Origin of the sequence: Empedobacter sp. UBA3239 (genome assembly GCF_002362875.1) — a bacterium.
Lineage (GTDB): Bacteria > Bacteroidota > Bacteroidia > Flavobacteriales > Weeksellaceae > Empedobacter > Empedobacter falsenii_B.
The window spans coordinates 1-13,692 of record NZ_DEVJ01000014.1 but is presented as its reverse complement, the minus strand read 5'-3'; the positions used below and the strand labels follow the sequence as shown (position 1 = coordinate 13,692).

The 13,692-nt window shown below is 31.0% G+C and carries 13 protein-coding genes; 7 read left to right on the top strand and 6 right to left on the bottom strand.

Going from position 1 to position 13,692, the window contains the following annotated elements; all coding sequences use genetic code 11:
• Window positions 1-55: 55 nt before the first annotated feature.
• Both B4G36_RS01820 and B4G36_RS01815 read right to left on the bottom strand, forming a co-directional pair.
• Window positions 56-1,387 (bottom strand): metal-dependent hydrolase family protein, encoded by a 1,332-nt coding sequence (locus B4G36_RS01820; protein WP_291061521.1) that lies wholly within the window; start codon window positions 1,385-1,387, stop codon window positions 56-58.
• 111 nt (window positions 1,388-1,498) lie between these two features.
• Complete coding sequence (locus B4G36_RS01815) at window positions 1,499-2,374, bottom strand: DUF808 family protein (protein ID WP_291061519.1); 876 nt, start codon at window positions 2,372-2,374, stop codon at window positions 1,499-1,501.
• 314 nt (window positions 2,375-2,688) lie between these two features.
• Between B4G36_RS01815 and B4G36_RS01810 the strand changes: the two genes are divergently transcribed.
• The 6 genes from B4G36_RS01810 to B4G36_RS01785 all read left to right on the top strand — a co-directional run bounded on the left by B4G36_RS01810 (window position 2,689) and on the right by B4G36_RS01785 (window position 7,429).
• Window positions 2,689-3,156, top strand: coding sequence for a Crp/Fnr family transcriptional regulator (locus B4G36_RS01810; protein WP_291061517.1), 468 nt, complete (start codon window positions 2,689-2,691; stop codon window positions 3,154-3,156).
• 109 nt (window positions 3,157-3,265) lie between these two features.
• Window positions 3,266-3,442 (top strand): carboxymuconolactone decarboxylase family protein, encoded by a 177-nt coding sequence (locus B4G36_RS13950; protein ID WP_312192984.1) that lies wholly within the window; start codon window positions 3,266-3,268, stop codon window positions 3,440-3,442.
• 297 nt (window positions 3,443-3,739) lie between these two features.
• Complete coding sequence (locus B4G36_RS01800) at window positions 3,740-4,453, top strand: AAA family ATPase (protein ID WP_291061515.1); 714 nt, start codon at window positions 3,740-3,742, stop codon at window positions 4,451-4,453.
• A gap of 9 nt (window positions 4,454-4,462) precedes the next feature.
• Window positions 4,463-4,948 carry a GNAT family N-acetyltransferase gene (locus B4G36_RS01795; RefSeq protein WP_291061513.1) on the top strand — a complete coding sequence of 162 codons (486 nt, stop codon included), beginning with the start codon at window positions 4,463-4,465 and terminating at the stop codon, window positions 4,946-4,948.
• Window positions 4,949-5,027: 79 nt separating this feature from the next.
• A complete protein-coding gene (locus B4G36_RS01790) occupies window positions 5,028-6,065 on the top strand; it encodes a sulfite exporter TauE/SafE family protein (RefSeq protein ID WP_291061511.1) in 1,038 nt (345 codons plus the stop codon).
• 80 nt (window positions 6,066-6,145) lie between these two features.
• The gene (locus B4G36_RS01785) at window positions 6,146-7,429 is read left to right on the top strand and encodes an MFS transporter (protein ID WP_291061509.1); all 1,284 of its coding nucleotides are present in this window, start codon (window positions 6,146-6,148) and stop codon (window positions 7,427-7,429) included.
• A gap of 69 nt (window positions 7,430-7,498) precedes the next feature.
• On the opposite strand, the gene B4G36_RS01780 is transcribed toward B4G36_RS01785, so the two are convergent.
• On the bottom strand, window positions 7,499-9,043 hold the full coding sequence (locus B4G36_RS01780; protein ID WP_291061507.1) for an outer membrane beta-barrel family protein: 1,545 nt from the start codon (window positions 9,041-9,043) through the stop codon (window positions 7,499-7,501).
• Between the two features lie 97 nt (window positions 9,044-9,140).
• A complete protein-coding gene (locus B4G36_RS01775; RefSeq protein WP_291061505.1) occupies window positions 9,141-9,461 on the bottom strand; it encodes a hypothetical protein in 321 nt (106 codons plus the stop codon).
• A gap of 436 nt (window positions 9,462-9,897) precedes the next feature.
• Between B4G36_RS01775 and B4G36_RS01770 the strand changes: the two genes are divergently transcribed.
• Window positions 9,898-10,452: a DUF4303 domain-containing protein gene (locus tag B4G36_RS01770; protein WP_291061503.1), complete on the top strand. Its 555-nt coding sequence runs from the start codon at window positions 9,898-9,900 to the stop codon at window positions 10,450-10,452.
• 35 nt (window positions 10,453-10,487) lie between these two features.
• Here B4G36_RS01770 and rpoN read toward each other — a convergent pair whose 3' ends face one another.
• Window positions 10,488-11,960 (bottom strand): RNA polymerase factor sigma-54, encoded by a 1,473-nt coding sequence (gene rpoN / locus B4G36_RS01765; RefSeq protein WP_115000980.1) that lies wholly within the window; start codon window positions 11,958-11,960, stop codon window positions 10,488-10,490.
• Between the two features lie 80 nt (window positions 11,961-12,040).
• The gene (gene asnS, locus B4G36_RS01760) at window positions 12,041-13,489 is read right to left on the bottom strand and encodes an asparagine--tRNA ligase (RefSeq protein ID WP_180904648.1); all 1,449 of its coding nucleotides are present in this window, start codon (window positions 13,487-13,489) and stop codon (window positions 12,041-12,043) included.
• Between the last annotated feature and the right edge of the window lie 203 nt (window positions 13,490-13,692).

The following is a 13,692-nucleotide window of genomic DNA, read 5'->3' as shown; positions in this document are numbered from 1 at the left end:
AAAAAAAACGAGGTAAGTAAAAATTCATCTCGTTTTTTTATAATGTATGATAATTTTACTTTTTAGTTTTAATTGTATTCTTATAAATCTGACCATCTTTAATAATGACTAAAAAGTTTTTATCTGGATTAGCGATTAACGATAAATCTTTCAAAGGATTTCCATCAACCAAAATCAAATCTGCTAAAGCTTGTTCTTCTACAACACCTAATTTCCCTGGATATGGACTTCTTAAACCAGATAACTGTAATAATTCACCATTATCTTGAGTAATCATTTTCAGAATTTCAGCATTTGTAAACCATTTTTGAAGACGTAAAATATAACTATTTTGCTCATCATTCAGCTCAGGTTCAAACAAGAAATCCGTTCCCCATGAGAGCTTCACACCAAGTTTTTTGGCTAATGGCCAAACTTTATCTTGACCATCCAAAACTGGTTTACGTTTTTCTTTTCGCTGCTCGTCCATGTTTTCATTATTATCCATCAAATTCTGAAGACTCAACCAAACGCCTTTTTTAGCAAGAATTTTCAATGTTTCTTCATCTAACATTTGACCATGCTCAATTGACTTCACTCCTGCTTCCACAGCGCGTTGCACAGCTCTCGGCGTATAGGCATGCACCATTACATAGGTTCCCCAATCTTCAGCAGCATCAACAGCCGCTTTCATTTCGTCAAAAGTATATTGCGTAACATCAATCGGATCATAAGCAGAAGACGTTCCTCCACCTGCCATCAATTTGATTTGACTCGCACCAAAACGTAAATTTTCTCTTGTTGCTGTCAAAACTTCATCTCTTCCATCAGCAATAAAAGTAGCTCCTAATTCCTCTGCACGAGATGCTTTACCAAAAAAACGACGCGAACGTTCTTCAGGAGTTCTAAAATCTCCGTGACCAGCCGTTTGACTAATCGTTGCGCCTGAAGGCCAAATTCTAGGCCCTGCAACTTTACCTTTATCAATGGCTAATTTCAAAGGAAAAATTGGCCCTCCAGCATCACGAACACTTGTAAAACCGCGCATCAACATTTTGTGGGAAGCTTCGCCAACTTTATTCATTAACATTTCTTCTGACATATCTGGCGACATCATTTGCGTCATCGTCAATGAACCAAATACCATATGTACATGAACATCAATTAAACCTGGCATCAATGTTTTTCCTCCTCCATTAATTTTTACAACATCTTGAGTAGGTGATGAAATTTTTGCAGAACTAATTTTTTCAATTTTTTGACCAGAAACCAAAACATTCATTGGTAATGTTAATGCTTGAGTTTGATGATCTAAAATTCTAACATTTTCAATCAGGATCTGTTTTGTTTGAGCAAAAGTAAAAGTGGTAGCGAGAAAAAAAAGTGCTATTATCGACTTTATTTTCATAATTTATTGTTTAATTGCCCTAAAGATACGTTGAAAGTGTGTATTTGAGGATAAAAAAAGATGATTTCTTAATTAAATGAAAACAATCCTTTTCTAAATCTATTCTATCTCCTAACCTTTAGCTAAACCTATTAATTTCTTAACTATTGTGACAAGTACCACAACCAATAATCCTGCAACTAATGAAATCAAAGCTTCGTTAATCATCATTGGAATTGCTGTAGGTAAATGATGATGAATATAATCGATGTTGTGAACAAATATTCCGCCTGACACCAATAAAAGCGCAACAGTCCCTACAAATCCTAAAATTTTAATCACAAAAGGCAATGCAGCAACTAAAAAGTGCCCTAATTTAGAAACAGCTCCTTTGTCGTGTGATGCTTTTATCAGTTTAAAACCTGCATCATCCATACGAACAATTAAGGTTACAATCCCATAAACGCCAATAGTTGCTAAAATTGCAATAAACGAAACTGTAAAAACTTGTGTCAACATTGGTTGTTCCAAAACTGTACTCAATGCAATAATCACAATTTCTATCGAAAGAATAAAGTCTGTAATAATCGCAGATTTCACTTTTGATTTTTCCGAAACTTGTTTCTTATCATCTACTTTATCTTCATGAATAACTTCTGAACCTTTTTTTGGACGGTGAAAAATAAACTCGATTATCTTCTCTACACCTTCAAAAGCTAAATAAAAACCTCCCAAAATCAAAACATATTTTATGATCTCTGGCATGTAATGATTTAGTGTCAAAACAATTGGAACAATAATCAATTTATTAATAAAAGAACCTTTTGTAATTGCCCATAAAACTGGTATTTCGCGAGAAGATAAAAATCCCGTTGCTTTCTCAGCATTTACAGCCAAATCATCTCCTAAAATCCCTGCTGTTTTACTCGCTGCTACTTTACTTGTAACCGCTACATCATCCATCAATGCTGCAATATCATCTAAAATTGCAAATATTCCTGAAGCCATATTATTGTTATTTTTTGGTTCATAAAAGTAAAAAATAATGTCAAATCTTTATAGATTATTTTTATGTTATTTCGACAATTCATTTCAAGCAAATTGCACTCCAAATTCTGACTATAAACCTGATTATTTTAAACTAAATTAAATCCTTTCGGAAACTAATCATTAATTTTAAAGAGAAATATATTAAGCTTATAAAATGGAAAATTCTTTCGGTCAGTTAAAGAAACATATTCAAATTTTCACTTCAATTTCTGAAGAAGAATTTCACGATTCAGTCCAATATTTTAAAAAGTTTTCGGTGAAGAAAAAAAGAAATGATTCATAAAGCTGGAACAGTTTGTACGTACAATTATTTTATTATTTCTGGATGTATTCGGTTATTTTTCATCAATGAAAAAGATGTAGAACAAACCATTGATTTCGCTATAGAAAATTGGTGGTTGACAGATTTGTTTTCTTACATTAATCAACAAAGTTCTGAGTTTTATATTCAAGCTGTAGAAAATGCAATTATTATGAAAATGAGTAAAACGAACAAAGAAATTTTATGCGAAAAAAATCCTATTTTCAATTCGTATTTCAAACAAATTTATCAAAAAGCAAATGCTGCTGCTCAAATGCTTTCCAAATATTTGAAAGAGTTTTCGAAAGAGGATTTTTATCTTCACTTCAAGAAAAATTTTCCTGAGTTTTTACAACGCGTTCCTCAATATTTATTGGCTTCTTATTTAGGTTTCACACCCGAATATTTAAGCGAAATCCGAAAGAAAGAGTTTTCTTAAACCAGTTTAATTTTATTGAATAAATAATCGACGAACTTTGTAAAAAATTAGGAAATGAAATCACGATTAAATATTCAAAAATTAGAACCAAAAGCTTACGAAGCGATGTATGGGTTTAGAGAATTATTTAGCAAATTCTGAATTAGATAAATTATATTTAGAACTTATTAAAACCAAAGCTTCACAAATCAATGGTTGTGCTTTTTGTATTAATATGCACACCAAAGAAGCGATGATATTAAGCGAAACAAATCAACTTATTTTTTTGTTGAATGCATGGCGATAAACAACACTTTTTACAGAAGAAGAGCGTGTGATATTGTAGATGACAGAATAAATTACAAATATTAGTCAACATGGTTTATTAGGAGAAACTTATCAAAAGGCATTGACACTTTTTTCTGAAAATTATATTGCGATTATCATTATTGCAATTACCACGATTAATGCTTGAAATACAATTGCAATAAGTTATCATATGATGGTTTATAATTTTAGCTTCAGAAATCTGAAGCTTTTTTTGTACTAAAAATCTGCTTTCGGATTAAAATAGTTTAATTTTGAGTCTTGAAGTAAAATTGATATGAATATTTACGATTTAATTGTTGACGATAAGGAAGAAATTTCTTTGAATGATGTTTTTTTGGATGATCAAAATCTTGTGCAAGTAAAACAACTTATCAAAGAACATCGATATATAGAGGAATTGAGCAAATATAATTTACCTGTCAATAATAAAATTTTGTTACATGGATTTTCGGGTTGTGGAAAAACAACAACTGCAAAAGCAATTGCAAATGAAATCGGAAAACCTATATTGATTCTGAATTTAAGCAATATTGTTTCGTCAAGAATTGGTGAAACTTCGAAAAATATAAGAATGCTTTTTGATAAAGCTGCTCGTGAAAAAGCAATTCTATTTTTGGATGAGTTTGACCAAATCGGAAAAGCGCGTGGAAATGATGACAAAGACGTTGGCGAAATGCGTCGTTTAGTGAACACAGTAATTCAATTAATTGATTATTTGCCACAAAACTCATTGTTGATTGCCGCTACAAATCACCCACATATTATTGATGTCGCATTGTTGAGAAGATTTCAGTTAAAAATTGATTTCAAAATGCCAACTTCTGAAATGTTAGATGTTTATTATGATAAACTTTTAAACGATTTACCAAAAGATATGCAATCACTTAAACGAAAATATAACGTTTCATTTGCAGAAGCTAAAGATTATGCGCTTACAAACGCAAAAGCATTATTGATTGAAAAATTAGAACGTCAAGCAAATTCTTAAAACCAAAATATGGAAGACGAATTAATTTATTTCAGAGAGCTTTTAGACACTGATGTAGCTAGACTTTTCGAAATTTATTCGAATGCAAAAGCCATGAAATATCGCGAAACCGCACCAATGAAAACGATCGAAGATGCATACAAAATGCTGGAAAGAGATAAAGAAAAAAAGAATTCTGGATATGAATTTCGCTTTGCTGTTATCGAAAAATCTTCTGAAACATTGATTGGTACTGTGATGTTTCAACCTTTTCACGACAAAGCGATTATTGGTTATTCGATTGATGAACAATTTTGGAACAGAGGTTACGCAACACGAATCATCAATCTGATTTCGAAAGAGTTGAAATCGAGAAAATATATGCTGATTGAAGCTTGGGTGAAAAAAGAAAATATCGCCTCGTCTAAAGCCTTATTAAAAAATAATTTTCAGCAAATTTCGCAAACAATTTATCCGAAAAATCATCTTTTTCAATTAAGATTTACTTATTCTTAAGTTTTACTTAAGATAAGTCTTTAGACATTTATTTCTAAAATCATTGTCCTAATTTTGTAACAGAATAAAATTTCTGATTATGATTTTTACTATTTTTCTCCTATTTATTGGAGCAATTTTAGCATTTTGGATAAGTGCAATTTGTGGCGGTGGCGCAAGTTTAATCTTAATTCCAATACTCAATCTTATTATTCCGACTTCGTTAGTTCCTTTTTCATTAACAATTGGAACATTTACAAGTTCTGCCTCTCGAATAGCGGCTTTCAGAAAATCTGTACATTGGAAAATCTTCTTTTGGTTTGTGCCATTTTCAATTCCAGCAGTTTTAATGGGTGCTTATTTAATCAAATTTATCAACCCAATTTATTTGCAAATTATTGTAGCTTTATTATTGATTTCAAATGTTCCACAATTATTTCAAAACAAAAAACAACAAGACAATGAAGAAAAACCTTCACCAAAATATATTTTGGCCATTGTAGGTTTTTTAGCTGGATTTGTATCTGGAATAACAGGAGCAATTGGCTTATTATTCAATAGATTTTATTTAAAATATGGATTAACAAAAGAAGAAATTATTGCAACACGAGCTGCCAACGAAATTATACTTCATATCATAAAATTAATCATTTATATTGTTCTTGGTTTATACTCAAAAAACGCTTTATTACTTGGATTGACGATTGCAATTGCCTCAATTATTTCTTCTTATACGGTCAAATATATTTTACCTTATTTTAGCGATTTTATTTTCAGAAAAGTTGGTTATGCAGCGATGGTTATTTCTGGAATTACACTTTTTTATACAAGTTCCCAAAAAATCATTCAAGAAGATAAAGTTCAACTTACAACAACAAGTAAAGGTGACGAAAATGAAACAACTTTGAAATGGCGAAACAGCGATTTTGTGATGGAATATTCGTTAGATGGTGAATTTGAGATTGAACGTCCAATTCAACCGAATGAGCTACCTGAAAATTTATTAAAAAAATACAATGAAATTTTACCTAATTACGATAAAATCCATCTCGAAAAAGTATTCAGAATTGGAGAAGATAGTTATGAATTTTATTGTTACAAAGACAATAAACTGACCAAATTTGAACTGAAAGAATAGAAGATTGAACAATTAATTTTTACGAAACATTATTTTTGATAAATTATTCTTAAGTTTAACCTACATTACTATAAAAATTTATGAATACAAAAGATAATCCCAAACTAATACGAGCTTGGATTTCTTACGATTGGGCAAATTCTGTTCATTCTTTAGTTATTGCCTCTGCTATTTTTCCGGTTTATTACACTTTAATGACCTATGATGCGAACGATCAACCAATTAAATTCTTAGGATTATTACCAGAATCCGCATTCAATTTTTCATTAGCAATTGCTTTCTTTTTTGTGATTGTTTTGTCTCCTGTTTTATCTTCAATTGCAGATTTAATCGGAAATAAAATCAAATTTCTTCGCTTTTTTTGCTACTTAGGATCGTTCTCATGTATCGGAATGTTTTTCTTTACATCAAGCGATTTAGTTTGGTTAGCTTTATTACTCAATATCACTGCAAGCATAGGTTTTTGGGGAAGTTTAGTTTTTTACAACGCCTATTTACCAGAAATTGTCTCAGACGAAAAAATGGACAAAGTTTCGGCACAAGGTTATATGTTTGGTTACATTGGTTCTGTCATTTTATTGACAATTTGTTTGGCGATGATACAATTCGCTCCAGAAGAACAACAAGCAATGTTTACTCGAATAAGTTTCTTATTAACAGGAATTTGGTGGTTAGGATTTGGACAAATTGCATTAAGTAAATTACCAAATCACAAATATGATCGCGAAATTCCAAAAGATATCATCAAATCTAGTTTTAAAAATTTAAAACATACCTTCAAAGATCTAAATCAATACAAAAATATTCGTGTTTTTTTGGCTGGATTTTTCTTTTACAGTTTAGCAATGCAAACTATCTTTTTGATGGCTGCAATGTTTGGAAGTTCAGAAATTGGAATGGAATCTTCAGAATTGATTATGACTATTTTATTAATTCAAATAGAAGCTGTTTTAGGTGCATGGTTATTCTCTTTTCTATCAGGGAAAATAGGAAATAAGAAAACCTTGTTAATCGGAATTTTTATCTGGATTATTACATGTATTATTGGTTATTTAATTAATAAAAATGATCCTAATGTAAAAACTCAATTTTACGTAATGGCTGCAATGGTTGGTCTTGTAATGGGAGGTTTGCAAGCTTTGTCACGTTCTACATACGCCAAATTATTACCAGAAACAGAAGACACAACAACCTATTTTAGTTTTTATGATGTGTTCGAAAAATTTGCCTTATTTTTAGGTTTAGTTATTTATGGATTATTGATTGAATATTCTGGCGGAATGAAAGCTTCGGCTCTTGCAATGGGCGTTTCGTTTACCATTAGTTTTGTGATTTTATTGTTCTATAAAATGGAGAAAAAGTAAAGTCATTTATAACAAATAAAAAAACAAACCTCAATATTTTAATCAATATTGGGGTTTGTTTTTAACAATTTACAGTCTTCCTTTTTCTGAACTACTTTTTGATTGTTCTATTGTGAATGATTTTCCGAAATTGTATCGAATTCCAACACGATAATAACGAGCAGATTGTCCTGTATAAACAAATTTTGTATCGTTACTAAAACTTTGATCTTGCCAAGCTCTATCTTTAAATACATTGTTCATATTAAACGAAACCTCGAATTTTTTATCCAAAAATAACGCTCTCAAACCAAAAGCTGTACTCCAATTAGCGCGGCTTCTTGACATGGCATCAATTGTTTTTGTTGTATAATTTGTAGTATGATTAAACAATAATGTTTTCGATTTATTCAATTCTAAATTATTTGTCAAACGAAAGTCTCCATTAAATCCATCCAATACATAATTGTATTCTGGAATAATTCCTTTCGTTTTTTTGTAATACAAATCAATCGCTCCATTGACTCTCCACCATTTTTCAAGCTTGAAATTTAGATTTTCACTAATCCCAAAACTCTCCGAATCAGCATAATTATATGGAATCCAATTTTGTGTATTTTCAGTTGGATTTACAACCACAATTTGATTGATTTCATCCGTAGAATTTCTGTAATACAACGTCGTAATTGCCAAATCTTTGTATGCATATTCCAACTCATAATTATACGAATAAGAAGGTTTTAACTTCGGATTTCCTTCTGCAAAAGAATAAGGAGAATAAATGGTACGAAACGGATTCAATTGTCCCATAAAAGGTCTATCAATACGGCGTCCAACATTAATACTTAAAGAATGATTTTCAGCAGGTTTATACATCAAATAAGCGGTTGCAAATAATCCATCATATTTATAGGTATCATGTTGATTTTCTTGCGGAGAAAAACCTTTTGCATCTGTATTTTCGTATCTCAAACCAACTTTTGCAGACCATTTTTCTGAAATATCTTTTTCGATACTCGCATAAAAAGCCAAAATATTTTCGTCATAATAAAAACCATTACTCAACTTTTCATCATAAACAGGCGTTCCCAAAGATGTGTTATAAAATAAATTATCGCTATTATTTTTCGTCCAACTATAGCGTCGACCATAATTTAGTTTCCAAGTATTAACGGGATGTTCCATATCAATATTCAAACTATAATTATTTGCTTTTTGATCGGACAAACTTTTATTTCCTTGATATTCTGTTTTATTTTCAACATCTTCTGAATTAAAAAATCGGTTTGAAGTTACACTTGTATTGTTATTATTAAAATTTACCCAATCAAAATCAAATGTCATTTTTTTTCCGATCGTATCCATTTTATAAATTAAATGATAATTCAGCGTATTGTATTTCGTGTTTCCTTTGCTCCCATTTCGATCATTCAAAATATAACTTAACAATTCGTTCTTATCCAAACTATTTATCGTTGCTTTCGTACCACCAGTTCCTTTTCGATTTCCAGCATATAAATCAACCGTAAAACTAATTGTCAACTTCTCCGAAATTTTATAATCTAAACCTAATTTTCCGCCAATATTTTTATTTTTTCCACTATTTTTTTCTCTTTCGGTCCCATATTGGAACAATAGTACATCGTTTAATTATCGAAAAAATAAATAGACATTAGTCTCTAATATTTTTTGGAGGTTTTGGTGAATATGACGGAATTGGACAATCTGATATTTATTTTACAAAAACCAATGAAGTTTGTTTGTTATAATGTTGCAATGACGACGACAAACTCCCATTCCACGAGTCTTTTTTACCAGATTTTAATACAATATTTAGAATTCCACTATTTCCTATTGCTTGATATTTAGCGGGCGGATTTGTAATTACTTCTATTTTCTCGATATCATCTGCACGAAGTGTTTTTAAATAATTTGTCAATTGATCACCAGACATTTCCAACAAACGATCGTCCACCATCACACGCAAATTACTTTTACCAACTATCGAAACTACATTATTATCAACCTTTACACGAGGCGCCAATTTTAGCAAATCTAATGCCTCTCGCCTTTTGCTCCCTCCGCTAAATCAGCGTTAAAAACAAGTCGATCAACTTTCTTTTCTATTAATTTTTTCTGACTCTTTACAACCGTTTCATTTAATGTAATGTTTTCATTTTTTAGGAAGAATAATAACGCCTAAATCCTGATTTTTTCCACACAAAATTGTTTGTTTATGAAGCAAAACTCCAGCTTTTTCTATTCGAAACGTATAATTTCCTTCTGCTAAATCAACTGTAAAATTGATATATATAATTTAGACATATAAGGTTTGTTTACTATAATAACGTGTGAATTACAGAAAAGTTACATAGAAAATGAATAATAATTAAATTTGTCTTTAAAAAATAAATTAACAATGATTTAATATTTAAAGAATTTTACTACATTTCAAAAAATAATTAAAACTGATTAAAAAATATAAATGAATGGATTTTAATGAATTAAAAAACAAATTAGTGCAATCAACCAAACAAGCCTTTTTGAAAATTTATAACGAAAATCCTTCCCAAGACCTTTACGCTTTTGCCTTGTGCAATAACGACACGAAAATAGCTATTCATCCTTCAGCAAATTCTATCGAACATTTGGAAAAAGTATCGGATGAAGACGATTTTTGTTACTACAAATACGAGCCTTCTGAATGGAAATATGATTATTTAGGAGCTGAAAATTCTTTCCAAGAAATCAATCAAATGTGCAAACAAATAGTTGATGAACACGACGATGACGAAGATTGGTTTTATCAATTTCAAAATAAAATTAACGAAAAATGCATCGAAGTGTTGGAAGAATTAAAGAATGAAAATTTCTTTTCTAAATTAATCGGTAAAGATATTTTCTTGAACTTTTCTGTGATTGATGATGATTTGAATGTAGAAAAACAACAAAAAATTATTACGCAATTGAATGATAATTCATACAAAGAAGATTATTTTGAATGGATGACAACTTGGGGTAAAAACAAAAAAAGAGCTTTATAAAAAGCTCTTTTTTTATTGATTATATTCTAAAAATTTTAGATTTCTTTTCTCAATCTTGCAACTGGAATATTTAGTTGTTCGCGATATTTTGCAATTGTACGACGAGCAATTGGATAACCTTTTTCTTTCAAAATTTCAGTTAATTTTTCGTCTGTCAAAGGTTTACGCTTATCTTCATCTGCAATTACATCTTGCAAAATTCGTTTGATTTCGCGCGTCGAAACCTCTTCACCTTCATCATTTGTTAACGATTCTGAGAACAAATCCTTTATCAAAAATGTTCCGTAAGGCGTTGTGACATATTTTGAATTCGCAACACGAGAAACTGTCGAAATATCCATTCCAATTCTGTCTGAAATATCTTTCAAAATCATCGGTTTGATTTTCGTTTCATCTCCAGTTAAGAAATACTCTTTTTGAAATTTCATAATCGCTTCCATCGTATACAAAAGCGTATTACGGCGTTGCTGAACCGCATCAATAAACCATTTCGCAGAATCTAACTTTTGTTTGACAAACATTACAGCTTCTTTCTGTTGATTCGATTTATTTTCGGTTTTTTTGTATGTATCTAACATTTCTGCAAACGCACTCGAAATTTTCAATTCTGGTACATTACGTCCATTTAAAGACAATTCTAAATCGCCATCGTTGATATGAATCGTAAAATCTGGCGTTATTTGCTCTACAATTTTACTACTACTCGAAAATGATTTTCCTGGTTTTGGATTCAAACGTTCAATCTCCGAAATTGCATCACGCAACTCATCATCATCCGCATCATATTTTGCCATCAATTTCGAATAATGCTTTTTCGTAAATGCATCAAACGATTCTGAAATTAATTTTTCGGCTAATTCTACTGCTTCTGTTTGATTTTTATTTTCTAATTGAATCAATAAACATTCTTGCAAATCTCGCGCACCTACTCCAACTGGATCCATTCGTTGAATATAATTAATCAACAAATTTTCGACCTCTTCTGGCGAAGTGTAAATATTTTGCGAGAATGCTAAATCGTCAACCAACGATTTAATATCACGACGCATGTAACCATCATCGTCAATATTTCCTAATATAAATTCAGCAATTTGAAATTGTTCCGAAGTTAATCGATTCGTATATAATTGCGAAGTCAAAAACTCGATAAAACTCTCTCCTTGTGCGTAAGGAACAGATTTATCTTCGTCATCATCACTATAATTATTCGTATACGTTTTATAATTTGGGATATCGTCATCGCTCAAATAATCATCAATATTGATATCACTTGTATCAATCACTTGTTCGTCGCCAAAATCATCACTCTGATTGTCCCATTCTTCCTGCTCTCCTCCGTAATCTTCATCATATTCAGAAGATTGATCATCCAAAGCAGGGTTTTCTTCCAACTCTTCCTTTACGCGTTGTTCAAAAGCAACCGTAGGAAGTTGAACCAACTTCATTAATTGGATTTGTTGTGGCGATAGTTTTTGTTGTAATTTTAAATTTAATTCCTGCTTTAACATATTTTGGGTTTTGGCTTATATAAAAAACGGATTTAGCTTAAAGTTACAATTTTTAAGCATAATCCGTAAAAATATTTTGATTAAAATTCAGCGTTATTCGGTGTTCTAGGGAAAGGAATCACGTCACGAATGTTACCCATTCCAGTAACGAATAATACCAAACGCTCTAAACCTAAACCGAAACCAGAATGTGGCACAGAACCGAAACGTCTTGTGTCGCGGTACCACCATAATTCTTCTTTATCGATTCCGAATTTTTCCATTTTTTCGTCTAAAACTTCTAAACGTTCTTCACGCTCAGAGCCTCCGATAATTTCTCCGATTCCAGGGAATAAAACGTCCATTGCACGAACTGTTTTTCCATCGTCATTCATACGCATGTAGAATGCTTTGATTTCTGCTGGATAATCAAATAAAATAACTGGCGTTTTGAAATGTTTCTCAACTAAATAACGTTCGTGTTCTGATTGTAAATCTGCTCCCCAACCTTCGATTGGATATTTGAATTTACCTTTTTTATTTGGTTTAGAATCTTTTAAGATATCTATTGCTTCTGTATAAGTTAAACGAATGAATTTGTTATTTAAAACATATTCTAAACGCTCAATTAAACCTAATTCAGAACGCTCTGCTTCTGGTTTTTGTTTTTGTTCTTTGTCAAAACGTTCAGCTAAGAATTTCAAATCATCTTTACACGTTTCCATTGCATAAGTGATAACAGATTTCATAAAATCTTCTGCCAAATCCATATTTTGATCTAAACGGAAAAACGCAACTTCTGGTTCAATCATCCAGAATTCAGCTAAGTGACGAGAAGTATTCGAGTTTTCTGCACGGAAAGTAGGTCCAAATGTATAGATTTTCCCTAATCCCATTGCTGCTGTTTCTCCTTCTAACTGTCCAGAAACCGTTAAGTTAGTCGATTTACCAAAGAAATCTTGTGTATAATCTACTTTTCCTTCTTCGTTTTTAGGCAAGTTTTCCATATCCAAGTTTGTGATATGAAACATCTCTCCTGCTCCTTCAGCATCAGATCCTGTAATAATTGGCGTGTTGATGTAAACGAATCCATTTTCGTTGAAATACTTATGAATACCGAACATTAACGCATTACGAACACGCATAGTTGCAGCAAAAACATTCGTTCTGAAACGTAAATGTGCTTGCTCACGCAAAATCTCTAAACTGTGCTGTTTTGGTTGTAAAATTGTTCCTTTTAAATCATCAGATGGCGCAGTTCCTAAAATTTTGATTTCTTTCGCAACAATTTCAATATCTTGGCCTGCTCCTTCACTTTCTACCACTTCTCCTTTTACTTGTAAAGAAGCCGCTGTAGAAATTTGTTTTATAATTGATTCGTCAAAATTTTCGAAATCTACTACTACTTGAATATTATTAATTGTAGAACCGTCATTCAACGCGATGAAACGATTACTTCTGAACGATCTTACCCATCCATTTACAACTACTTCCTGTAGCAACAAATCCTTGCCTTTTTCTAATAAGGCTTTAATTCCGTACGATTGCATAATTTTTTAATTTATCCTTACAAATTTAGTTATTATTTAAAGTTATAAAAATTATAGGCATAATTTTTGACAATATTTTTCAACCAACCTAAAAATCCTTTACAATTTCAATGAAAATGTAAAGGATTTTTGATTTTAGTTTATTTTTTGAAGTAAAATTATCTTATCATGAGATTCTGAAATAAATTCCTTTAGATTTGAAA